Genomic DNA, 23,574 nt, shown 5'->3' with positions numbered 1-23,574 from the left:
GGCTATTTCGCCTTGGCGAACAGCGTGAGCATACGAGCAGATTCCAACACCAAGGCGTCCCGCCCTGCCTTGATGTACTTTCGGGAATCCACCACTGCTGGGTTGGCATCGAGGTACTCACGGACGGCGCGGGTAAAGAACCCGTTCAAATGTGTGGATACGTTGATCTTAGTCATACCAGCGGCAATAGCCGCTACGAGCATCTCGTCTGTGACGCCGGAGGAGCCATGCAATACCAAAGGCTTCCCGACGGCGGACTTCAGTTTGGTGATCAGGTCCAAGTCAAGGACGGCGCGGCGTTCGGTCATGGCATGTGAGGACCCCACCGCTACGGCCAAGGCGTCGACGCCGGTCGCGGTCACGAACGCTTCGGCCTCGGCGGGGTCGGTGCGGACCCCCGGGGCGTGCGCGCCGTCCTTGCCTCCTACCTCGCCCAGCTCTGCCTCTACGTAGACCCCGTGTTGGTGCGCGTAGGCGGCCACGCGCCTGGTGACTTCCACGTTCCAGTCGAAAGGGAGATGGGCGCCGTCGAACATTACCGAACCGAACCCTAGATCCACCGCTTCCAGCGCCAGGTCCTCGGATTCAGCGTGGTCGAGGTGGACCGCAACGGGAACCGCGGCAGTCCGGGCAATGGCAAGTGCTGCCTGGCCGATTGCTTCGAGCCCGCCGTGGTACTTGGCGCAGTTCTCTGAAATCTGCAGGATGAGCGGCACCCCCGCTGCCTCCGCGCCTCCCACCAGCCCCTCGGCCGTCTCCACGTGGATGACGTTGAAGGCGCCTTGGCCGGTTCCTGTGGCGGTGGCCCTGTCCATGAGTTCCCGGGTGTTGACCAGGGTCACGGGACCTCCTTCCATGTCACGATCAGTTGGTCTTGGAGTTCCTGGTACCGCGGCGAGATTTCGCCTGCGGCGGGCATGAGCACGGCCGCTGCGGACCACGCGGTGGCCCGGCGGAGGATTTCCCGCGGTTCGGTGATGCCTTCGGCGAGCGCGACGGCGGCAGCAGCCACACCGGCGTCGCCCGCCCCTGTGGGGTTGCCGCTGAGCGCCTCCGGCAGGCGGGCGCTCCAGTATCCGCCCGGGGCGGCGTGGTCGAAGGCGAGCATGCCGTCCGCGCCGGCGCTGACGAGGACCGTGCGGGCACCCATGTCGATCAGGGCGAGGGCGGCAGCTGCGAGGCTGGGCTCCCCTGTCGCTTCGGCAAGTTCATGATGGTTGGGCTTAAGGATGTCGGCGCCGGCTTTCGCCGCGGCGATGATGCCGGGACCGGAGGTGTCGATGATTGCCGGGATGCCGGCGTCGCGGGCCAGTCGCACAAGCTCCGGGTAGAAATCCGCGGGAGCACCCGGCGGCAGGCTTCCCGAACCGACCAGGACGGAGGCTGGCAGGTTGCGGTTGCCGCTCACGGCCTCAACGACGGCGATCCGCAGTGAACGCCACTCGTCCGGCAGAAGGGCCTGGCCTTCCTCGTTGAAGATGGACGTCTCCCCCGCGACGGTATCCACCAGCGCTATGCTGCGGCGGGTTTCGGCGGCGACTGCCACCAGCGTGTGCGGAACGCCGCTGGTCCACAGCTCGGCCGCGAGTGTCTGCCCTGCCGCGCCGCCTGTAGGTGCAATGGCGAGTACGGGGTATCCCAGCTGGTGGGCGACCCGGGCTACGTTGATGCCCTTGCCCCCCGCACGGCTCAAGGGCGTGGGAACCCGGTGGCTGGCACCCTCGGTGATCCCCTGCACGGTGTAGGTCATGTCGATGGCCGGATTGGCAGTCACCGTAATAATGCGGTTCACGCTGGCTCGTTTCATGGCGTGCCTCCCAGAAGGGCCCGGGCATTCAGGGCGGCACCGAGCAAACCGGCGTCCTGCCCCAGCTGGGCACGGATGAGTTGGGGCCTGCGCTGGAAGTCCAGGATGGCGTCCACCCGTTTCCGGAGTGGCTCGAGCAAGTCGTCGCCTGCTTCAGCCAGCCCTCCACCGACCACCACGGCTTCGGTTCCAATAATGTTCACGCATTGGCAGATAGTGAAGGCCAGGGCATCAACGGCATCAGCCCAGACACGGGCGGCAACTGCATCTCCGGCGTTTGCCCGGAGCAGCACACCGCGTGCACCGTCCACACGGATTCCCGATTCCCGGTGGTAACGCTTGGCAATCGCCCCTGCCGAGCCCACTGCTTCCAGGATGGTGGAGCCTGCGGCGTCGGGGTCCGGAACCTGGGCGTGGCCGAGCTCGCCGGCGAAACCGCCTGCGGTGACAGCCTTGCCACCCGAGAACACTGCTGCCGCAATCCCTGTCCCGACCACCATCACTACAACGTCGTTGAATTCCTTGGATCCGCCAAAGCTGTGCTCAACCGCGGCCGCGGAGCGGACATCGTGGTCGAACGCAACGGGGATGCCAAGCCTTTTTGTGGCTTCGGCCGTGAAAGGGAAATTGCGCCATCCAAGGTTGGCGGAATAGATCCCCACGCCCGCTACGGAGTCCACGATTCCCGGGACGATGATGCCTGCTGCTTTGGCGGGCGCTTCAGGAAATTCCGATGCCAACTCGGTTTTTAGCTCAGCAAGCCTGTCCAGGACGGCTTCGCCGGGGCGGGCAGGGTCCAACGGCGTAGGGACGCGGCGCATGCCCAGGACCTGCCCCTTGGCATCCACCACGCCGGCCTTGATGTCCGTCCCGCCAACGTCGAAACACAAGACCGCTGATTCTGCGGTTCCGAGAACCATGACCGGTTGCCTAGGCCGGCGCGTCGAGAATAACGGAGCGCGTCAGGTTCCGCGGCAGGTCCGGATTCAAGCCACGAACGCGCGCACGTTCCAAAGTGACCTTGTGGACACGGACCAGTTCAGCCAGCGGATGCTTGTCCGTGTGGATGTAGAGGGCGCCGGTGACGGCCATGTCGCTGTCCAAGCCTTCCGGCTGGGCACCGAACAACCACGTGACGCGCCCCGGTGCCGCGATGGAGATGGGGCCATGGCGGTACTCCATGGCGGGGTAGGACTCGGTCCACCCCTGCACTGCTTCGCGCATCTTCAAGCCGGCCTCGTGGGCCAGCCCCACTGTCCAGCCGGTGCCGAGGAAAGTGAATTGCTCTGCGTCCAGAAGTTCCCGGGAGACCGGCGCTGCCACGGCGTCACGGGCGTCATCAATTGCTTGCTGAACGTCGATGCCAAGGCTGGTGAGCATGTAGACCAAGGCCGTGGTGGCGAAGCGGGTCTGCACCACCGAGCGTTCATCGGCGTAGTGGAGGTCCACCACGGTGTCTGCCAGCCCGACGATCGGCGAGGAGGTGTCGCCGATGATGGCTACGGTGGGGACATTCCCCTGCAACTCAGCCAGGATGCCGAGCACCTCCGTGGTGGTGCCGGAGCGTGTGATGGCCACAACGGCGTCGTACTTCCGCCCGGGGCTGTTGCTGCTCAGGAATGCTTCCGACGCGGCGAACGCGTCCGTCACGCCTTTGCCCGCGCTTTCCCTGGCAGCGGCATAGCTCTGGGCCATGAACCATGACGTGCCACAGCCGATGACGGCGACCCGTTTGCCGTCCTCCGGCAGCAACTGCTCGGTGCGGGCTTGTTCCATGGCGCGCTGCCAGACCTCGGGCTGGGAAACCAGCTCTTCTTCCATGAAGGCACCCAGCATGTTCTCGCTCATCGTCCGTTTCCGCCCCTGCTCATCTAATGACGTTTTCTGATCTATAGAAACACTAAACGATCATTTTCGATCTAACAAGGATCATTGGCGGGGATGGGACTGCCCATTCGGTGCGCATCGTCGGCCAGCAGTCCGGAAAGCAAAAGAGGGGCTGCGTTCCACCCGGAACACAGCCCCTCTTTGTTGTACTTCTGAATCGTCCTCAAACAGCCTGCACGCCGGCCCGCCACACCGAATGCGTCATCGGAATCCCGGGACGGTACGCCAGATGCGTTGCCGAAGGAGCCTTCAGCATGTGCAAATCCGCGCGATGACCGACGGCGAGCGAACCCACCGCCCGCTGACCGTCGACGTCGTTCCCTGACTCCCTGCCAAGCGCCAATGCGCCGCCGTACGTCGCCGCCCGGACAGCTTCGTGGACGCTCAAGCGCATCTGCAGCACAGCCGTGGTGACACAGAATGCCATGGACGTGGTGTAGGACGTGCCGGGGTTGCAGTTCGCCGCCAGCGCGATCTGCACGCCCGCGTCGATCAACTCACGGCCCGGCGCCAAAGGCTGTCGAGTGGAGAGATCGCAAGCAGGAAGGCAAGTAGCCACTGTGCCACGCGTGCCGGTACCGGTGACCGGGTTCCAATGAGCCCACGTTTCGGCGAGCGCCAGCACATCCTTGTCCGAAAGGTAGTTCACGTGGTCCACGCTCGCGGCGTCGAACTCGACGGCCAGCGCCACCCCCGGCCCTTCGCCCAGCTGGTTGCCGTGGACGCGCAATCCCAAACCGGCATCCTTGGCGGCCTTGAGGACACGGCGGGACTGGTCCTCGGTGAAAGCGCCCTGCTCACAGAAGACGTCCGCCCAACGGACATGCGGCAGGACGGCGTCGAGCATTGCTCCGCACACCAGGTCCGTATATTCTTCCGGGTCCGCACCCGCCGGCACCAGGTGTGCGCCGAGATAGGTGACCTCGTCCACCAGCTCCGCCGCGATGCGGGCACTGCGTTCCTCGTTCGCCACGTCCAGCCCATAGCCGGTCTTGCTTTCGAGGTACGTGGTCCCTTGGGAGACGGCCTCGTGGACCCGCTCCCTGACCAGGCCCGCAAGCTCGGCATCGCTGACACTGCGCGTGGCGCCCGTGGTCACGGCAATCCCGCCCGCGGTGTAGCTCTCCCCTGCCATCCGGGCTTCGAACTCCGCTGTGCGGTCCCCTGCGAAAACCAGATGGGAGTGCGAATCGACCCAGCCCGGCAGGACGGCGCGGCCACCGGCGTCGACCCTTTCATCTGCGGCGGGAGCAGCGGCGCTGGACCCGATCCAGGAAATCCGCTCCCCTTCGAACACCAGAGCTGCGTCCTTCAAGACCCGGTGTTCCAGGTCCTGGGTCATCAGCTCCCCGATGTTGGTGATGAGTGTGCTGGCTGGGGTTGTTCGGCTCATGTCCCTATTGTTCAGCGCCGGATGGACCAGCGGACGGCAGCCAGCTGTTCAGCTGTCCGGGATTCCGGACTGTCCCCCGTGATGATGGCGGCGGCCAGCTCGGCTATTGCCGAGGAAGTCTGGAAGCCGTACCCGCCCTGGCCGGCGAGCCAGAAGAAACCTTTGGCCTCGGCGTCGAACCCCACCACCGGGACGCCGTCAGCTGCTTCCGTCCGGAGGCCCGTCCATGAGCGGTCCGTGCCTTGGATACCCAGGGTGGTGACCGAATTCAGCACGCTGATCAGCTTGTCCACGTCGCCCGCATATGGTTTGGCGTCTTCGGCGCCGCTCGGCACATGCTCCGACGGCGAGATGAGAACCTGCTGACCTTCCGGGCGGAAGTAGAACGAATCGTCCGCGGCGCACACCATGGGGGTTTGTGGCGCGAGCGGTGTCTGCACGTTGACGATCGCCGCGGTCCGGCGGTAGGGCTGCAAGCCCAGTTTTTCCACGCCGCTGATGACGGCCAGTTCGTCAGCCCAGGCCCCCGCGGCATTGACAACGACGGCGGATTGGAAGGCCTCGACGCCGGCCCCCACCTCCCAGCCGCTGCCCAGCCGCTGTGCGGAATGGACCCGCGCGCCGGTGATGATGTCGACGCCGGCAGCCTCGGCCTTTTGGCGGTGGTCCTCGAGCAACAGCGGGGCATTACAACCGAAGGAGCCGCTGTCCAGTCCGGCTGCAGTGAAGGAATCCGGCCTGAGGACGGGACACAATGCGAGCGCCTCGGCGTGCGGAATCGGCGTCATGTTCCCGCTCGCTTCGGCCCGAACGGTTTCCTCATCGCCCACCAGCATGAAGCTGCGGGGTGTCAGGACGGGTTCCGGGGCGTCGTCGTCCCTGGCCTTCAAGAGTTCCAAGGTCCGCATGGTCAGTTCCTGCACCACCGGCGGGCCATAGCTGGGAATCAGCTGGCGGGCGGATCTGGAGGACGTATGGAAGGCCAGCTCCTGCTCAGCTTCCAGGAGCGCCACCGAACACTTCCCGGCCAGCGCCGAAGCGAGGGACAAACCGGCGATTCCGCCGCCAACGATCACAACGTCATAAATCGAAGCCATGGGACCATCCTCTCTCACATCCCACCCGAAAACCCCCATCGCTCTCTCACATCCCACCCCAAAACCCCCAACGCTCTCTCACACCCCACCCCAAAACCCCCATCGCTCTCTCACTCTTCTGAAGAAAGTGGGGCGTGACGGGAAGTGATAGAGGGACGCCGAAAAAGCGGCGGGACCTGACAGAGGGACGCCGAAAAGGGGGTGGGAAGTGATAGAGGGACGGGTGGGGCTTTAGGCGACCGCGGCGCGACTCTTGACGAACGCCTGGACGCAGGCTTCGACGTCGTCCGTGCTGTGGGCGGCAGAAAGCTGGACGCGGATGCGGGCGGCCCCCTTGGGAACCACGGGGTAACTGAAGGCAGTCACGAAGACGCCGTTGTTGAGCATCTCGTCGGCAATACGGGCCGCGACCACGGCGTCGCCGAACATGACCGGGATAATGGCGTGTTCGCCGTCGAGCAGCTCGAAGCCTTCCTCGCTCATCCGGCGGCGGAACAGCGCGGCGTTTTCGAAGAGCTTGGTGCGCAGCTCCCCCGAGCCCTGAACGAGCTCGATCGCCTTAATGGTTGCCGCAACGATCGCCGGGGCAAGCGAGTTGGAGAACAGGTAAGGGCGTGCCTTTTGACGGAGCATCGCCACGATTTCGCCGCGGCCGGAAACGTAGCCACCGGAAGCGCCACCCAGTGCCTTGCCGAACGTGCCCGTGTAGATATCCACGCGCCCGGAAACCCCGGCGTGCTCCGGCGTGCCCGCACCAGTGGGGCCCATGAAGCCGACCGCGTGGGAGTCATCCACCATGACCAGTGCGTCATGCTTCTCGGCGAGGTCGCAGATGGCCTCAAGCGGGGCGAGGTAGCCGTCCATGGAGAATACCCCGTCGGTGACGATGATCTTCCGTCGCGAACCGGAGGCCTCAAGCAACTTGGCTTCGAGGTCAGCCATGTCCCGGTTGGCGTAGCGGAACCGCTTGGCCTTGCTGAGGCGGATGCCGTCGATGATGGACGCGTGGTTCAGGGAGTCGGAAATGATGGCACCGTCCGGCCCGAACAGGGACTCGAAGACGCCGCCGTTGGCGTCGAAGCAGCTGGAGAAGAGGATGGTGTCCTCGGTGCCCAGGAACTGCGAAACACGGGCTTCGAGTTCCAGGTGAAGGTCCTGGGTTCCGCAAATGAACCGCACGGAAGCCATGCCGAAGCCCCGCTCGTCCATTGCCGACTTGGCCGCGGCAATGATGTCCGGGTGGTCGGCCAGGCCAAGGTAATTGTTGGCGCAGAAGTTCAGGACCTGGTTGGCCGGCTGCCCCAGCTGGCCTGCTGCGATGTGGCTGGCCTGCGGCGAATCGATGTGGCGTTCGGTCTTGAAGAGTCCGGCACTCCGGATCTCGTCCAGTTCGGCCTGCAGTTGGTCTTTGATGGCTGAATACATGGTGCTCCTCAGTCTTTCCGGGGGTCGAATGCGGTGCGGGGCGGTTACAGTTCAGTCCAGTCAAGGACCACTTTGCCGCCCACACCGTTGCGGGCGATCTCGAAGCCCTTTTCCCACTCGGTGGCGGGAAGCTTGTCCGTGACGACGGCGGAGATGCTGCGGTGCAGTACGGGGTTGGAAGAGAGCATGGCGCTCATCGCATACCAGGTCTCGAACATTTCACGGCCGTAAATGCCCTTGAGGGTGAGCATGTGAGTGACAACCTTGCCCCAGTCGATGTCGATGGATTGGCTCGGAAGGCCAAGCATGGCGATGCGTCCGCCGTGGTTCATGTTGTCGATCATCTCAGGCAGTGCCGTGGGGTGTCCGGACATTTCGAGCCCGATGTCGAAGCCTTCGCGCATGCCCAGTTCCTGCTGCGCTTCACGAACGCGCATCTTGGAAACATCGACGGCGAGGTCCACGCCCATCCGGCGGGCCAGCTCGAGCCGCGGAGCGGACACGTCCGTAATGGCAATCTTCCGGGCACCTGCGTGGCGGGCGACGGCGATGGCCATGAGGCCGATGGGGCCGGCACCGGTAATGAGGACGTCCTCGCCCACCAAGGGGAAGCTCAGCGCGGTGTGTACGGCGTTACCGAAGGGATCGAAGATGGCGCCGAGTTCAGGGGTGACGGACTCGTCGTGGTGAACCCAGACGTTGGTTTCCGGGATGACGACGTATTCGGCGAAGGCACCATCGCGCTGCACGCCGACGGAAACCGTATGAATGCACATCTGGCGGCGTCCGGCACGGCAGTTGCGGCAGATTCCGCACACCACGTGGCCTTCGCCGGAGACCCTGTCCCCTACTTTGACGTCGCGGACGGCCTCGCCGATTTCCACTACTTCGCCGTAGAACTCGTGGCCGGCGATGAGGGGCGTTTCGATGATGCCCTGCGCCCAGGCGTCCCAACTCTGGATGTGGAGGTCGGTGCCGCAGATGCCGGTGGTCATCACACGGATCTTGACATCGCCGGGACCCGCCTGGGGCTCTGGACGTTCGACGAGTTCGAACCCTGCGTGTGGTCCGGATTTGTAGAGAGCCTTCATGGAATTCCTCACTGCCAGGGCTGCTTCGCTGCTGCTGACTTCTATTAGAGCCTCGCCAACGATTTAGCACAATTAGAATCTTCTCAATCAACGATTTAGGATTTGCTAATGGAAATTCACCAGCTGCAGATGCTTCGCGAACTCGGCGACCTGGGCAGCGTCAAGGCCGTCGCAGACACGCTCATGGTGACGCCCTCAGCCGTATCCCAACAGCTCGCGCTGCTGCAGAAATCGGTCGACGTGCCGCTGACGCGCAAGGAGGGCCGCGCCCTGGTGCTGACCGACGCCGGCCGCGTCCTCGCCGAGGCGGGCGCCGCCGTCGTCAACGCCATGGCGGATGCGCGGGCGGCGATTGGTGCCTACCACGACGCCCCGGACGCGCCCGTCAGCGTCAGCGCCTTCCATAGCGCCGGGCAGGCGCTGTTCGCTCCCCTGGCAGCGCTGCTGGTTTCGAAAACAGAGTCCGACGGCGGGAAGTCACCCCGCCTGCGGCTCGCCGACGAGGACGTGGCCCAGGAGGATTTCCCGGGGTTGGCAGCGCGCTACGACCTGGTCCTCGCCCACCGCATGGACAACAGCCCGCCATGGCCCGAAGACAAAGTTGCCGTGATTCCGCTGGCCGATGAACCCCTGGATGTCGCATTGCCGGCAGGACACCCGCTGGCTTCGCGGCGCCAACTGGGTCCGTCCGACGTCGTGGATGAACCGTGGGTGACCAGCCGCGATGGCTATTCGCCCGCGGACGTCCTTGCCGCCGTCGTTGCCGTGAGCGGGCGGCCTGCCGAGGTGCTGCATCGCATCAACGACTATTCGACCGTGGCGGCGCTGGTATCTGCCGGTGGCGCGATCGGTCTGCTGCCGCGGTTCACGGCACGGCGGGTGCTGGACGCCGGGGTGGTGATGCGTCCACTGTCGGGCGTGAATTCGGTGCGCAAGATCGACATCCTTGCACGGCCCGAAACGCTCAAACGGAAATCGGTCATGACGGTTTGCGAGTCACTTCAAACCGTCATGACCGGGCTCTCCTCACCCAAGTAGACCGCAGTTAACCGCGTGGCGAGCGGGCTGGCCGGCGTCGAAGTACGCCACCAAATCGGCCGGGAGCTCCGGCACCTCCCGGGCCGAGCCGTCACTGCGCAGCGATTCCGTCGCGAGGATGCCGGCCACTACTGCCTGCCGGGCGGCAACCGGGCTTGTCCGGGTCCGGCCGCCTTCGGAGGCGAAGCGCAGGAACTCCCCGATCAGGAGAGGGTCCGCACCGCCGTGGCCGCCTTCGCCGTCCTGAATGGGGATGACCTGGTCCGGCTCCGCGTAGCCGGAGGTCCGGCTGGTCCACACTTTGATGGTCTCCCCTGGCCCGTCGCCGAAGTTCTCGATCCGGCCTTTGGTGCCGATAACCGTGTAATTTCGCCAGTAATCAGGGGTGAAATGGCACTGCTGATAGCTGGCCAGGACGCCGTTGTCGAGCACCATGTTCATCATGGAGATGTCCTCGACATCAATGACCTTCGCCAGGTCTTTCTGCTCGGTGGGCGGCCAGTTGTCGATCGAGAACCAGTCCCCCATGCGCTTGCCGGTGTTATCACCGCGGTTGGCCACGTCACCATAGACTGCGAGGTCTCCGACGGCGGCAACCCGCTTGGTGTATCCGCCGGCCAGCCAGTGGATGACATCAATGTCGTGGGCACCTTTTTGGAGGAGAAGGGACGTGACGTTGGCGCGCTGGGCGTGCCAGTCCTTGAAGTAGAAGTCTCCCCCGTGGCCCACGAAGTGGCGGCACCAGACCGCTTTGACGTCGCCGATCCTGCCATCCTCGATCAGGTTGCGCATCTGGACCACCACAGGCATGTGGCGCATGTTGTGGCCTACGTACAAGCGGGTTCCGGTTTCAAAGGCCGTCTTCAGGATCAGGTCCGCAGCCTCCACCGTGATGTCCAGGGGTTTCTCGCAGAAAGTGGGGATGCCCGCCTTAAGCGTTCGGACGGCGACGGCCGCGTGCTGGTTGTCGGGGGTCAGGACGAGGACGGCGTCGATCCCGCTGTCCAGCAGTTCCTCCAGATCTCCGGTGATGCGGGCCGTCGGGATGCTGCCGGCGGCGTCTGCCCGGCCACGTTCACTGAGGTCGCAAACAACGGTGACTTCGGAGCCTTGGCCCGGCTTGTGGGCGTGCTTCCACAGCCCTGAACGCAAGCCGAAACCCACGATGCCGACCTTCAAATCCTTTTCCATGGCGTGTAATTTTTCCTTCTGCTGTTTTAGTTGAGTCTGGTTTCGGCATTTCGGTGCGGCGCCGATTCGCGCACGAACAAGTGCCAGGGGAAGTCGAGGACTCCGGGTGCCTCCGGGGCGGCGTGACCGGTTGCCCGCCGCAGGAGCAGCCGGGCGAGTTTGTCGAAGAAGTCAACGGGGCCCACAGTGCTCAGCGAGGGCGACATCCGTTCGCCTTCCACTGTGTTGCCCACACCGATGATGTCCACGTCTGTGCCCACGGCGAGGCCCAGGCGTTGGGCCGCGTTGATGGCGCTGACCGCGGCGTAATCCGTGGTGGCGTAAATGGCTGTGGGCCGGTCCGGCATGCTGAGCAGCCGTGTTGCCGCAGCGTAGGCTCCGGCGGTGGTGCCGTCGAACAGGCCGACGTAATCGTCTCTTTCCGGGATCTTCGCCGCAGCCAAAGCGGACGAGTAGGCCTGGTACCTGGTCCCGCCGGTCTTGCCTCCCGCTGATGCCGGGGTCAGGCAGGCAATCCGCCGGTGACCGTGGAGCAGATGCTCCACGGCCATGCGGCAGCCTGGTCCGGCGATGGAACGGATGACATCGAAGCCCTCCGCGGGCAGCTCCTCGTCAAAGACCACCAGCGTGGTGCCGTGCCCGGCGAGCCGGCGCAGGGCTTCCCGCTGCTCAGGACGGACTGCGTCCACAAAGACCGCATCGGCATTGTGCGTGCCCAGCACCTTGACCCAGTCGGCGTCACCCAAGATCATCGGCGTGATGCCCAGTGGAGCTGACGCTTTCTGAACGGCTTCGATGACCGACAGCGACCAAGGGTCGGAGAGCATGGTCAAGGACAGGATCACCGTATTTGTCCGGCCTGTCCGAATGGCCCGGGCAGCCTGGTTGGGGCGGTAGCCGAGCCGCTCGGCTACCGCCTTGACCTTGTCCGCCGTCGCATCCGACACCCCGGGTCCGCCCTCACCGCGGCGACCTGACAGCACATAGGAGACCGTGGCCGTGGAAACGCCCGCGAGTTCGGCCACCATGCGGATGGTGGGCCTGACTCCTGTGGTGCCCGCTTTTGCCATGGTTCCCCTTGCTGTGTTCTTCGCGTCTGCGTGGTTTCGTTGTTGGTTTGAGGCTAGCTCCTGAAGACAGGCGCGTTGGGGTCCAACGCGGCCTGGTACTCATCGCGCATCTTGTCCCCGCCCTCGCTCTTCCAGCGCTTGACTGCGTCCTTGAGTTCGTCGATCTTTGCGCGGCCGGTGATGATATCCACCACCTTGTCGCGCAACTGCTTGGTGATCTTGGCACCCACCTTGGCGTTGGTGTCCGAGTAGGAGCCGTTGGTGGGATTGCGCCAGGCAAACTCGAGCAGTTTTTCTTCCTGCCGGCTGACGTACCGGGTGTCGTCGTCGAACCCGGGGTTGAAAATGACGTTCTCGGGGCTGGACATGATGTTCAAAGCCGACACCAAACCGGGTGCATTGATGGCTCCTGCCTCCGTCAATGCAGGATTCCCTGAGGCATCAAGGGTGTAATCCTGGCCAAGCTCGCCGAAGTTCTTCTGCATGTACTCCACCGTGCCGAACGGTGCCGACAGGTAGTTCATCAGCGCCAGCAACTCACGGATCTTTCCCTCTTCAGCTTTCTTGAACGGGGTGAAGCCCACCGTTCCATAGCCCATGTCGTAGACGGGCTTGGCCTTGCCGTCGGCACTGAACGGGATCAGGATGTCGAATTTCGCGTTCTTGTTCAGGGCGCGGTAGCTGCGGATATCGTGCGGGCCCACCAGCACCTGCGCGGCAACGCTGCCGTTGGCCACCCGCGTGCGGATGTCCGAGGCCTTGGCGTCCGGGTAGAAGACACCGGCCGCGAACATCTTGGCCGTGAACTCCACGCCCGCCATGTATTCGTCCGTTTCATACAGATGGGTCAGCGTGCGGTCTTTATTGACGGCCCAACTGTTCGGCGCACCAAACCACTCAGTCACCATGTGGAGGGCGTTGATGTATGCAGGTTCCAGCGCGTATTTCTGTTCACCGGGACGGGTCAGCTCCTTGGCCTTCTGCAGGAATTCCTCGGCGTTGGCAGCTTCGAAGCCACCCACCTGCGCCCACACGTCATGGTTGCCCGCGTAGACCTGCCCGAAGGGGGTACTCGGGATGGGAGCTCCCCAGATCTTGCCGTTCACGACGGCGGTCTTCCAGGAATCGGGCTTCAGTGCGGCAAGGTTGGGGTACTCAAGGACGGCGTCACCGGAAAGGTACGGGGTCAGGTCCTGGAACTTGGCCTCGAGCATCGGGCCAACGTTGGGGATACCCTGGTTCGGCGGAACCCACATCATGTCCGGAAGATCATTGCTGGCAAGCACCGTGGCGAACTTGGCCGGATAGCCGTCGCCAATGTCTTCGGCAATCTGAAGCTCCAGGTCGCCGCCGAGCTTGGCATTGAGCCGCTGCCAGAAGGGATTGTCCTTCAGGCCCGGGCTCATGGTTTCGAAGGTTTCCGTCAGGCCGGTGACTTTGCCTTTGAGCGGCGGCGCCTTCACGGACTGCACGGCGGTGGGCAGCTTGAAGTAGGCGGCTTGGAGGCCCTTTGCGTTACCGGCGATATCCGGAGTGACGCCGGTGAATTCCTTATACGTGGGCAACGTGACCGACGCGGAGGCGGCGGCGCCTCCGTTGCCCGCGGCCCCGCCGCCACCGCAAGCGGACAAGCCTGCGGCGGTGACGGCCAGCCCGGCGAGGCCAAGGAAACCGCGGCGGCTGAATCCAGCCTGAGAGGTAGTGCTGGTCATGGCATAACCCTTTCTGGTTACTTGCTTCATAGCTGATATGCGTGATTGAAGTTGCTTGGTGAACGCGTGTTCCCGGCGTGGCGCTAGCCCTTGACGGCGCCGGTGATCACGCCCTTGGCGAAGTGCTTTTGGAGGAACGGGTAGACCATCAGGATCGGGACAAGCGCTACCACCACCACTGCCATCTGGATGGACTGGGGTGGCGGTGAGGTGGTGATTCCCAACTGGTCCGCCGCACCGCTGCCCTGGACCACGAAATTGCGGAGCAGCAACTGGATGGGCCACTTGCTGTGGTCGTTGATGTAGAGCAAAGCGTTGAAGAACGAGTTCCAAAAGCCCACTGCGTAAAACAGCCCGACGACGGCGATCACGGCTTTGGACAGCGGCATCACGATGCGCCACAGGATTTGCCAGTCGTTGGCTCCGTCGATCCTGGCACTTTCGATGAGCTCGCCCGGGATATTCATGAAGAACGAACGCATGACCACAAAGTTGAAGGCCCCGAAAATGCCGGGAAGGATCAGCGACCACAACGAATCCAACAGGCCAAGCTGGCGGATCATCAGAAAGGACGGAATCAGGCCAGGTGCGAACAGGAGGGTCAACAGGACCGCAAGGACCACCGGACGGCCAAACAGGACCGTGCGGCTGGTGGCGTAGGCCATGGTGATGGTCACGAACAGCGCCATGATGGTACCCACTACGGTTACCAGCATGCTGACCCCGAGGGACTGCAACACCATGGGGCCCTTGAAAATGGTGGCGTACGCTTCCAAGGTTGGACGTTCGGGCCAGAGCACGAACCCGCCGGCCTTCACGAGTTGTTCGTTGTCAGCCAGGGACGTGGAGACGACCAGCAAAATGGGCGTCAGGATGGACACGCTGAAGATAACCAGGACTACCGCTTTGACCGTTTGATACAGGGCGGAAGGCTTCTCCTTCCACACGGGGCGCTTGGGGTTGTAGCTAAGCTCCCGGGGTTTCCTGGTGAAAAGTGTTGTTGCCATGGGGTTTCTCCTAATGCGGCGGGCGCAGCGCGGCAGGCGCGCGGGTCAGCGTGGCTTTCAGCGCACTCGTTGCGCGAAGATTCCGTCTTCGCCGAAGCGGTGGGCAAGTTTGTTGGCGCCGTATATCAGCAGGGCGCTGACTATGCCCTTGGCCAGGCCGGCTGCCGCGCCCGAGCTCCAGCCGCCTCCCACCACGCCCGTGTAATAGGTGAAGGTGTCAAGCACTTCCGCGGCGCCTGCCCCCACGGCGTCGCGCTGCAGGATGAACTGCTCGAAGCCCACGGAAAGAATGTCTCCGATGCGAAGAATGAGCAGGAGGACGATCACGGGCCTGAGGCCGGGCAGGGTGATGTGCCACATCCTGCGCCAGCGACCCGCACCGTCGGCCGCTGCCGCCTCGTAGAGCGAGGCATCAATGCTGGCAAGTGCCGCCAGGAAAATGATCATGGCCCAGCCGGCGTCCTTCCAGATCATCTGGACCACCACCAACACCGGGAACGTCTCCGGGTTGGTCATGAACGGGATAGGTTCCATGCCCCAGTCCCGGAGCACGTTGTTGACGAAACCTGCGCCGCCGAGCATCTGCTGGAAGAACGCGATGACCAGGACCCAGGAAAGAAAGTGCGGCAGGTAGGCGATGCTTTGGAAGATCCGGCGGACGCGGGTGCTGATCAGTGAATCCACGATCAGTGCCAGGACCAGCGGCACCGGGAAGAGGAAGACCAACTGCCAGGCGGCCAGGTACAAGGTGTTCCAGAAAGCGTGGATGAAGTCCGGATTGCCGAAAAGGTCCACGAAGTTCTGCCAGCCCACCCACAGGCTGTCACCGATGCCCAGGTAGGGCTGGTAGTCCTGGAACGCGATGACGTTGCCCAGGATCGGTATGTAGAAGAAGAGCAGGAGAAAGGCCACTCCCGGGAGCATCATGAGCAGCATCTGCTTGTCGCGCCGCAGGCGGGCCCGGAAACTCTGCTTCTGGACGTTGCTCCTCTTCCGCTTCTTCGGACCGGAGCCGCGGACTGTTATGCCCGCGGGATCCGGGACTCGGCGAGCTTCCGGCAGTGCCGGAGCCTGTTCCGTCGTCGAGTTCATGCAGTCTCCTCAAGTGCTGAGCGACACCATCAATGTGATTCAAGCCACGCTCGTTAACCGTTTAACAAACAATAAGTGACTCGCATCTCTTTTTGCAACATCATGATTGAAACTGCGCTTAGAAATCACTTTTCGTCACAGCGCGCGGCTGGGCAAAAAAATAGCTGGCAGCAGTGGTTGTTTTGATCGCTCAAAACAACCACTGCTGCCAGCTGGTTGGGCTAACTAGCCCTGGACACCGAGCTTCTCGAGGATCAGCTCACGGACGCGTCCGGCATCGGCTTGCCCGCGCGTGGCCTTCATGACCCCGCCCACGATCGCGCCGATGGCCTGGATCTTGCCGCCGCGGATCTTCTCGGCGACGTCCGGCTGGGCTGCCAGGGCTGCGTCAATGGCTTCCAGGAGGGGGCCGTCGTCGGAAACGACGGCCAGGCCGCGCTTGGCGATGATCTCCTCCGGCGTACCTTCTCCGGCGAGGACGCCGTCCAGTACCTGGGATGCCATCTTGTTGTTGATCTTGCCGCCCTCAACAAGCTTGTTGAGTTCAACAATCAGCTGCGGGGTGACGCCGAGTTCTGCCGGTTCCACGTCGGCAACCTTGGCGCGGCCAACAACCTCGCCCATCCACCATTTGCGGGCTACGTCGGCCGTGGCACCGGCCGCGACGGTTTCCTCGATGGAGTCCATGACCCCGGCGTTGACGACGTCGCGGAATTCGAGGTCGGAGTAGCCCCAGGCTTCCTTGAGGCGCTTCCGGCGCTCGGCCGGCGGCTCGGGGAGGGTGGCGCGAAGCTCCTCCACCCACTCACGCGAGGCAACCACGGGAACCAGGTCCGGCTCCGGGAAGTAGCGGTAGTCGTCGGCGTCGGACTTGGCCCGGCCCGACGTCGTCGAACGTGTGTCCTCGTGCCAGTGGCGGGTCTCCTGGACAACCGGCTGGCCGGAATCCAGCACCGCGGCGTGACGCTGGATTTCGTAGCGGACGGCGTGTTCGACGGCGCGCAGTGAGTTGACATTCTTGGTCTCCGAGCGGATACCGAAGCGTTCCTGGCCGTGCGGGCGCAGGGACACGTTCGCATCGCAACGGACGTTGCCGCGTTCCATGCGGGCGTCGGACACGCCAAGGTTCTTCACGATCTCGCGGACGGCAGCCACATAGGCCTTCGCGAGTTCCGGTGCGCGGCTGCCCGCGCCCTCAATCGGCTTGGTGACGATTTCCACGAGGGGAACACCGGCGCGGTTGTAATCCACCAAGGAGTAGTCGGCGCCCTGGATGCGGCCTGCGGCGCCACCCATGTGGGTCAGCTTCCCGGCGTCCTCTTCCATGTGGGCGCGCTCGATCTCGACGCGGAAGACCGTGCCGTCCTCGAGCTCGATGTCCAGGTAGCCGTCGTAGGCGATGGGCTCGTCATACTGCGAGGTCTGGAAGTTCTTGGGAGTGTCCGGGTAGAAGTAGTTCTTCCGGGCAAAACGGCAGGACTCGGCGATCTTGCAGTTCAGGGCGAGGCCGATCTTGATGGATGACTCCACAGCCGCCTTATTCACGACGGGAAGGACACCGGGCATGCCCAGGTCCACCTCGTTGACATTGGTGTTCGGCTCGTCGCCGAAGACGTTCGGGGCGGAGGAGAACATCTTGGTCTTGGTGTTGAGCTCAACGTGGACCTCAAACCCCAGGACGGGATCGTACTTCTCCATGGCTTCTTCGAAGCTCAGGATTGCGTCGACGGACATTAGTTGGAACCTCCGGCGGTAGATGTAACAGTGCCGAGCCCGGCTTTATTCAACAGAGGTGCCTGCGCAAGCATCGGACCGCCCCACTTCTCTTCGAGGGCGGATTCGAGCACCGCGCCCACACGGTAGAGGCGCGCATCCTCGCGGGCCGGAGCCAGCAACTGGATACCAACCGGCAGACCGTCTTCATCGGCCAGGCCGCCCGGCAGCGAGAGGCCCGGAATGCCGGCCAAATTGGCAGGAATCGTAGCGACGTCGTTCAGGTACATGGCCAGGGGGTCGTCGAGTTTCTCCCCCAGCTTGAACGCCGTGGTGGGCGCCGTCGGGGAGATCAGGACGTCCGCCTGCGCGAACGCAGCATCGAAGTCGCGCTGGATGAGCGTGCGGACCTTCTGCGCGGAACCGTAGTAGGCGTCGTAGTAGCCGGCGCTCAAAGCATAGGTTCCAAGGATGATGCGGCGCTTGGCTTCGTCGCCGAAACCAGCGGCGCGCGTGGCTGCCATGACACGTTCAATGGTCATGGGACCATCCTTGGGCAGTACCCGCAGACCGTACCGGACGCCGTCGAACTTGGCCAGGTTGCTGGAGACCTCGGAGGGCATGATGAGGTAGTAGGCGCCCAAGGCGTACTTCAAGTTGGGGCAGGAGACCTCGACGATTTCCGCTCCGGCTTCCTTGAGCAGCTCAAGGGATTCGTTGAAACGGTTCTCGACGCCGGCCTGGTAGCCCTCGCCGTGCAGTTCCTTGATGATGCCGATCTTCATCCCGGCAACGTTGCCCAGACGGGCAGCCTCAACCAGGTTGGTGAACGGATCGGTCAGTGACGTGGAGTCGAAAGGATCGTGGCCGCCGATGACTTCCTGCAGGAGGGCGGAGTCCAGCACCGTACGGGACACAGGACCGATCTGGTCCAGCGACGAAGCCATCGCAATGGCGCCGTAACGGGACACGGCACCGTACGTCGGCTTCATGCCCACGGTTCCGGTGACGGCACCGGGCTGGCGGATGGATCCGCCGGTATCCGTGCCCAGGGCGAGCGGCGCTTCAAAAGCAGCGACGGCGGCAGCGGACCCGCCACCGGAACCGCCGGGGATCCTGTCCAGGTCCCACGGGTTGCGGGTGGGCCCGAACGCGGAGTGCTCCGTGGAAGAACCCATCGCGAACTCGTCAAGGTTGGTCTTGCCGAGGATCGGCATCTTCGCGGCACGGAGTTTCTTGATCACCGTGGCGTCGTAGGGGCTGTGCCAGCCCTCGAGGATCTTGGAGCCCGCAGTGGTGGGCTGGCCGATGGTGACGATCAGGTCCTTCACCGCGATCGGCACACCGGCGAGCGCGTGCAGGTCCTCGCCGGCTGCACGGGCGGCGTCCACCTCGGCAGCAACAGCCAAGGCTTCTTCGGCGTTGACGTGCAGGAAGGCGTTGACCTGGCCGTCGACGTCCGCGATCCGGTCCAGGTGCGCCTGGGTGACCTCGACGGCGGAGACGTCGCCGGCGCCCAGCTTGGCGGCGAGGTCGGCAGCTGAGTGGCGAATGAGTTCGTTGTTCTGTTCAGTCATCGTGTTAGTCCTCATCCAGGATTGCCGGGACCTTGAAGCGGTTCTCGGCCGCATCCGGGGCTCCGGACAGCGCCTGGTCCGCCGTGAAGGTGTGGCCAACAACGTCCTCGCGGAACACGTTGGTCAACGGAATAGGGTGGGACGTGGCCGGTACATCATCCCCGGCGGCTTCACTCACGGACTTCACCGCGTCCACGATGACGGCAAGTTCGCCCGCCATCCTGTCCAGCTCTTCGTCACTCATCTCAATGTGAGCCAGACGCGCAAGATGCGCGACGTCGTCACGGTTGATCGCAGCCATGGATCTCCCCTGCAAAGTTCAAATGGTTTTCCGAACCAGTCTACTTGGCTTGGCTGCACGGACGTGCGACGGTCAGCCGATGCCGATGGCTCCGGTCAGCATGCCCACGGCGAGCATGACGAGCGAGATGACGGCGGTGCGCCACAGGACCTTCTTGTGATGGTCGCCGAGGTCCACCTTGGCCAGGGAGACCAGCAGGAGGATTGCCGGAACCAGCGGGCTCTGCAGGTGGAACGGCTGGCCGGTGATGGAAGCCCGGGCCATGTCGACGGCATCCACTCCGTAGTGTGCTGCGGTTTCGCTGAGGACCGGGAGGACACCGAAGTAGAAGGCATCGTTGCTCATGAAGAACGTCATGGGAATGCTGAGCACGCCGGTGATGACGGCCATGAAGGGGCCCATATCCGAGGGAATGATCTGAACGAGCCACTCGGACATCGCCTTGACCATGCCCGTGCCGTTGAGGACGCCGGTGAGGACTGCGGCTGCCATGACCATGCTGACCACTGCCACGATCGAGGGTGCGTGGGCGATCAGCTGTGCGCCTTGGTCCTTGACCTTGGGGAAGTTCACCAGCAGAGCGATTGTGGAACCGACCATGAAGACGAACGGCAGCGGGACGATGTTGGCAACCAGGGTGACCATGACGGCGACCGTCAGGCCGAGGTTGAACCAGAACAGCTTGGGACGAAGCGTTGAACGGTTGGGGTCCAGTGCCGTATCCGCCATGGCGGTGTCATGCTCGTCCACCAATTCTTCGGTGCGTTCAAGGACTGCGACGCCGGTGCCGCCTCCGGTGCCCGGCTTGCCGGCGCCTGTGGCTGAGCCGGTGCGGCCAAAGCGGGGTCCACCCTTGCCCGAACCGCCGGCGACGTCACCCCAGATTTCCGGAGCGGTGGCGCGGAGGCGGTTGCGTTCCTGCAGGCCGAGCAGCCAGGCGAAGACCAGGACAACGATGAGGCCGACGATCAACGACGGGACCATGGGAACGAAGACGTCATTGACGTCCAGGTGCAGTGCGGTGGCGGCGCGGGCGGTAGGGCCGCCCCACGGCAGGATGTTCATGGTGCCGTTGGCGAGGCCGGCCACGCAGGTGAGGACCACGGGGCTCATCTTGAGCCGCAGGTAGACAGGCAGCATCGCGGCCGTCGTGAGGATGAAGGTGGTGGAGCCGTCGCCGTCAAGGGAAACCGCCGCAGCGAGGATCGCGGTGCCGAGGACCACCTTGGCGGGGTCGTTGCCGAGCTTACGGAGGATGAACTTCACCAGCGGATCGAAGAGTCCGACGTCGATCATCAAACCGAAGTAGATGATCGCGAACATGAGGAGCGCGGCCGTGGACGTCATGGACTTCATCGAGTCCATGACCATGGGCCCGATTCCGAGGCCCGCTCCGGCGAAGAGACCGAAAACGGTGGGGACGATGATCAACGCCAGGACTGGCGTCAGTTTTTTGGTCATGATCAGGACCATGAATACCGCAATCATTGCGAATCCAAGCAAAACCAGCACGGCCGGCTCCTTACTACTGTGAATGGCAGACTTCGGTGTGATGCGCACTACAAACCTAGGGTGGTCCGGGTCACGTGCCGGGGTTTGTGGGAATTGATGAAGTACTGCTCGTTGCGCACGTTTTGCGCATTGTGCTCAATGCTTCAATGGAGATGGACGAAAGGAGCGAAGGTGCGCAGAAGCCAGGTCAGCATGCGGTTTTCCACCCAGACGCTCCTGCTCCAACTGGGCGTCGTGCTCCTGGTGGTGCTGCTCAGCGGCGCCGTTCACGCCTGGCTCGTCTACGACCGGATCGGCACTGAAGCCGAGAACCAGGCACTGACGCTCGCCCGGACCGTGGCCGCCGACCCCGACGTACGGGCCGACGTCCAGGAAATCAGCAAGGAAGAGGGCACTCCTCCCCCGTCGGTCCTTTTGCAGGGACCGCTCCAAGCCGCAGCTGAGGCGGCCCGGGTCCGAACCGGCGCACTGTTCGTGGTGATCACGGACGAGACCGGCCTGCGACTGGCCCACCCCGAACCTGACCGTCTTGGCGAACGGGTGAGCACGGATCCTTCCGTTGCCCTGGGCGGCGAAGAAATCACCACGCGCAACACCGGCACGTTGGGCCCCTCCGCAGGTGCGAAAGTTCCCGTCTATGCCCCCGGCCCCGCGGACAAGACCGGCATGATCGTGGGCGAAGTCAGCGTTGGGTATTCGGTAGAGTCCCTGACCAAGAGCCTTGCCCGGGACATCGTGCCAATCGCCCTGACCGCCGGCGGCGCCCTGCTGGCCGGAGTCCTGGCATCGTTCCTGCTCCGCCACCGCCTGCAGCGGCTGACGTTGGGGCTGGAACCGGAGGAAATCAGCACCCTGGTCCACGATCAGGTGGCCGTGTTGCAGGGTGTGGACGACGGCGTGATCGGCATCGCTGCCGACGGCCGGATTTCGGTCTTCAATGCTGCCGCATCACGGCTCCTCGACCTTCCGGACATCACAGGCCAGGACTGGGCGTCCGCCAACGTTCCCGGCCAGCTCAAGCAACTCACCCGCCCTGCGGCCCAAGACGCCGAGGCCGTGGAAGTTGTGGCCGGTGGACGCGTCCTCGTGGCGAGTGCCCGCAAAGCCTGGCACCGCAAGGAGGACCTCGGGTGGGTGGTCATGCTGCGCGACCGCACCGAACTGCAGCAGCTCACCCGGCAATTGGACGCGGTCGGAACCATGTCCACGGCCCTGCGCGCCCAACGCCACGAGTTCGCCAACCAGCTCCACACGATTGCCGGCTTCATGAGCATCGGCCAGCACGAACAGGCCAAGACATACCTGGAACGGCTCTCAGCCACGGGACCGCTGAAGTTCCCTGTGGAACAGGCGGAGCTGCTCCAGGATCCCTACCTGCAGGCGTTCGTCGGCGCCAAGAGCGTGGAAGCCTCCGAGCGGGGGGTCACCCTGCGCATCGGTCCGGAAACCCTGGTACGCGGCCACGTTGTGGATCCCCAAGACGTCACCACAGTGCTCGGCAACCTCATCGACAACGCCGTGAGTGCCGCCGTCGGGGGTTCCGCAGCCGAACGCTGGGTGGAAGTGGAACTGTTGGACGACGCCAGCCACGGCGGGACCCTGCACATAGTGGTGGCAGACTCGGGAGATGGTTTGGCAGGTGCCGGACCCGAGGAGGTCTTCGCGGAAGGATTCACGACGGCGGCGCAACCGTCCGGCGCGGCAGCCGGGCAGGGTTTCGGGCTGGCGTTGGTCAGGAACCTGGCGCGTCGCCGGGGCGGGGATGTCAAGGTTCTGGAGAGCGGCACGCCCGGCGGACCCGGGGCGGTCTTCATGGCCACCGTTCCCGGTGTCATGGGCGGCACAGGTGCGCGGGACGACGATATGGATGCACCGGAAACCGGGACGGGGCCAACGGCGAGGAAGGACAGCATTGGCTGAGGACTTGAGAGTGTTGATCGTGGATGACGACTTCCACGTGGCCAGGCTGCACGCGGCCTACGTCGATTCCGTGGCGGGATTCATGGCGTTGGCGCCCGTGGGCTCAGTGTCCCAGGCATTGCAGGCGATCCACAGCCTGCGCCCGGACCTCGTCTTGCTGGACGTCTACCTGCCCGACGGTTCAGGGCTTGACCTGCTGGGCCAGCTCGACGTCGATGCCGTGATGCTGACGGCGGCCTCGGATGCGCAATCCATCCGGGTGGCCCTGCGCCGCGGTGCCCTCGGCTACATGCTCAAACCCTTCACCGCGGAATCCCTGTCCCAGCAGCTACGCTCCTACGCCCGGTACCGCCGCATCCTGGGGCAACAAACCAGCGTTGACCAGGCAAGCATCGAGCGGGCCAAGCGTGCCCTGATCCCCGGCGACGTCACGCCGTCGGCCAAACCCCGCTCGGCTACCGAGGCGGCAGTCCTGGAGTCCTTGGTGCCTGGCGAGCAGTATTCGGCGGCCGAAGTCGCAGACCGCGTGGGCGTGTCCCGGGCCACGGCGCAAAGGTACCTGTCCTCGCTCGCGGACGATGGCGCCGTCGAAATCCAACTGCGCTACGGGACCACGGGCCGCCCGGAACACCGCTACGGCATCCCGGGCTGACCCATCTGAGTCGCAATCGTGCGCGTTCTGAGCACTTCGAATCATGCGGTGATCGCAACACCTGATTATTGAAGGGTGTCGATTGCCGT

General features: G+C 64.1%; 20 protein-coding genes. 3 read left to right on the top strand and 17 right to left on the bottom strand.

The genetic code is table 11. The features are described 5' to 3' along the window. Positions 1 to 2 precede the first annotated feature (2 nt). The 8 genes from OCL88_RS03220 to tdh all read right to left on the bottom strand — a co-directional run bounded on the left by OCL88_RS03220 (position 3) and on the right by tdh (position 8,700). Positions 3 to 857, bottom strand: a complete 855-nt coding sequence (locus tag OCL88_RS03220; protein WP_264961602.1) for a class II fructose-bisphosphate aldolase — start codon at positions 855 to 857, stop codon at positions 3 to 5. After that, positions 839 to 1,807 carry a 1-phosphofructokinase family hexose kinase gene (locus OCL88_RS03215; RefSeq protein WP_264961601.1) on the bottom strand — a complete coding sequence of 323 codons (969 nt, stop codon included), beginning with the start codon at positions 1,805 to 1,807 and terminating at the stop codon, positions 839 to 841. Before OCL88_RS03215 ends, OCL88_RS03220 begins: the two co-directional genes overlap by 19 nt. After that, complete coding sequence (locus OCL88_RS03210; protein ID WP_264961600.1) at positions 1,804 to 2,727, bottom strand: ROK family protein; 924 nt, start codon at positions 2,725 to 2,727, stop codon at positions 1,804 to 1,806. The genes OCL88_RS03215 and OCL88_RS03210 overlap by 4 nt, the downstream gene beginning before the upstream one ends. 10 nt (positions 2,728 to 2,737) lie before the next feature. Next, positions 2,738 to 3,655 (bottom strand): SIS domain-containing protein, encoded by a 918-nt coding sequence (locus OCL88_RS03205; RefSeq protein ID WP_264961599.1) that lies wholly within the window; start codon positions 3,653 to 3,655, stop codon positions 2,738 to 2,740. Positions 3,656 to 3,857: 202 nt separating this feature from the next. Next, on the bottom strand, positions 3,858 to 5,087 hold the full coding sequence (hutI, locus tag OCL88_RS03200) for an imidazolonepropionase (RefSeq protein WP_264961598.1): 1,230 nt from the start codon (positions 5,085 to 5,087) through the stop codon (positions 3,858 to 3,860). A gap of 11 nt (positions 5,088 to 5,098) precedes the next feature. Further along, a complete protein-coding gene (locus tag OCL88_RS03195) occupies positions 5,099 to 6,184 on the bottom strand; it encodes an NAD(P)/FAD-dependent oxidoreductase (protein WP_264961597.1) in 1,086 nt (361 codons plus the stop codon). A 231-nt stretch (positions 6,185 to 6,415) separates the two neighbouring features. Next, positions 6,416 to 7,609 (bottom strand): glycine C-acetyltransferase, encoded by a 1,194-nt coding sequence (locus tag OCL88_RS03190; RefSeq protein ID WP_264961596.1) that lies wholly within the window; start codon positions 7,607 to 7,609, stop codon positions 6,416 to 6,418. A gap of 44 nt (positions 7,610 to 7,653) precedes the next feature. Continuing rightward, on the bottom strand, positions 7,654 to 8,700 hold the full coding sequence (tdh, locus tag OCL88_RS03185; RefSeq protein WP_021471366.1) for an L-threonine 3-dehydrogenase: 1,047 nt from the start codon (positions 8,698 to 8,700) through the stop codon (positions 7,654 to 7,656). A 108-nt stretch (positions 8,701 to 8,808) separates the two neighbouring features. Between tdh and OCL88_RS03180 the strand changes: the two genes are divergently transcribed. Further along, complete coding sequence (locus OCL88_RS03180; protein ID WP_264961595.1) at positions 8,809 to 9,738, top strand: LysR family transcriptional regulator; 930 nt, start codon at positions 8,809 to 8,811, stop codon at positions 9,736 to 9,738. Here the strand turns inward: OCL88_RS03180 and OCL88_RS03175 are convergent. The 9 genes from OCL88_RS03175 to OCL88_RS03135 form a co-directional block, all read right to left on the bottom strand. After that, positions 9,727 to 10,929: a Gfo/Idh/MocA family protein gene (locus OCL88_RS03175; RefSeq protein ID WP_264961594.1), complete on the bottom strand. Its 1,203-nt coding sequence runs from the start codon at positions 10,927 to 10,929 to the stop codon at positions 9,727 to 9,729. The genes OCL88_RS03180 and OCL88_RS03175 overlap by 12 nt on opposite strands. 26 nt (positions 10,930 to 10,955) lie before the next feature. Beyond that, positions 10,956 to 11,999: a LacI family DNA-binding transcriptional regulator gene (locus tag OCL88_RS03170; protein WP_264961593.1), complete on the bottom strand. Its 1,044-nt coding sequence runs from the start codon at positions 11,997 to 11,999 to the stop codon at positions 10,956 to 10,958. A gap of 53 nt (positions 12,000 to 12,052) precedes the next feature. Beyond that, on the bottom strand, positions 12,053 to 13,711 hold the full coding sequence (locus tag OCL88_RS03165; protein WP_264961592.1) for a sugar ABC transporter substrate-binding protein: 1,659 nt from the start codon (positions 13,709 to 13,711) through the stop codon (positions 12,053 to 12,055). 83 nt (positions 13,712 to 13,794) lie between these two features. Then, a complete protein-coding gene (locus OCL88_RS03160) occupies positions 13,795 to 14,718 on the bottom strand; it encodes a carbohydrate ABC transporter permease (protein WP_264961591.1) in 924 nt (307 codons plus the stop codon). A gap of 57 nt (positions 14,719 to 14,775) precedes the next feature. Then, entirely contained in the window at positions 14,776 to 15,810 is a 1,035-nt protein-coding gene (locus OCL88_RS03155; protein ID WP_264961590.1) for an ABC transporter permease, read from the bottom strand. A 225-nt stretch (positions 15,811 to 16,035) separates the two neighbouring features. Beyond that, positions 16,036 to 17,544 carry an Asp-tRNA(Asn)/Glu-tRNA(Gln) amidotransferase subunit GatB gene (gatB, locus tag OCL88_RS03150; protein WP_264961589.1) on the bottom strand — a complete coding sequence of 503 codons (1,509 nt, stop codon included), beginning with the start codon at positions 17,542 to 17,544 and terminating at the stop codon, positions 16,036 to 16,038. Then, positions 17,544 to 19,100, bottom strand: coding sequence for an Asp-tRNA(Asn)/Glu-tRNA(Gln) amidotransferase subunit GatA (gene gatA / locus OCL88_RS03145; RefSeq protein WP_062095855.1), 1,557 nt, complete (start codon positions 19,098 to 19,100; stop codon positions 17,544 to 17,546). The genes gatB and gatA overlap by 1 nt, the downstream gene beginning before the upstream one ends. Positions 19,101 to 19,104: 4 nt before the next feature. Next, positions 19,105 to 19,401 (bottom strand): Asp-tRNA(Asn)/Glu-tRNA(Gln) amidotransferase subunit GatC, encoded by a 297-nt coding sequence (gene gatC, locus OCL88_RS03140; RefSeq protein WP_021471375.1) that lies wholly within the window; start codon positions 19,399 to 19,401, stop codon positions 19,105 to 19,107. A gap of 72 nt (positions 19,402 to 19,473) precedes the next feature. Further along, on the bottom strand, positions 19,474 to 20,913 hold the full coding sequence (locus OCL88_RS03135; protein WP_264961588.1) for a CitMHS family transporter: 1,440 nt from the start codon (positions 20,911 to 20,913) through the stop codon (positions 19,474 to 19,476). Positions 20,914 to 21,105: 192 nt separating this feature from the next. Between OCL88_RS03135 and OCL88_RS03130 the strand changes: the two genes are divergently transcribed. Then, positions 21,106 to 22,833, top strand: coding sequence for a sensor histidine kinase (locus OCL88_RS03130; RefSeq protein WP_264961709.1), 1,728 nt, complete (start codon positions 21,106 to 21,108; stop codon positions 22,831 to 22,833). Continuing rightward, positions 22,826 to 23,485 (top strand): response regulator, encoded by a 660-nt coding sequence (locus tag OCL88_RS03125; protein ID WP_031216188.1) that lies wholly within the window; start codon positions 22,826 to 22,828, stop codon positions 23,483 to 23,485. Before OCL88_RS03130 ends, OCL88_RS03125 begins: the two co-directional genes overlap by 8 nt. The last annotated feature ends 89 nt before the right edge of the window (positions 23,486 to 23,574 follow it).

Origin of the sequence: Paenarthrobacter sp. PAE-2, assembly GCF_026013155.1 — a bacterium.
In the GTDB taxonomy this organism is placed as follows: domain Bacteria; phylum Actinomycetota; class Actinomycetes; order Actinomycetales; family Micrococcaceae; genus Arthrobacter; species Arthrobacter ureafaciens.
The sequence above is the reverse complement of the archived record's forward strand: the minus strand, read 5'-3'. Positions and strand labels throughout refer to the sequence as shown.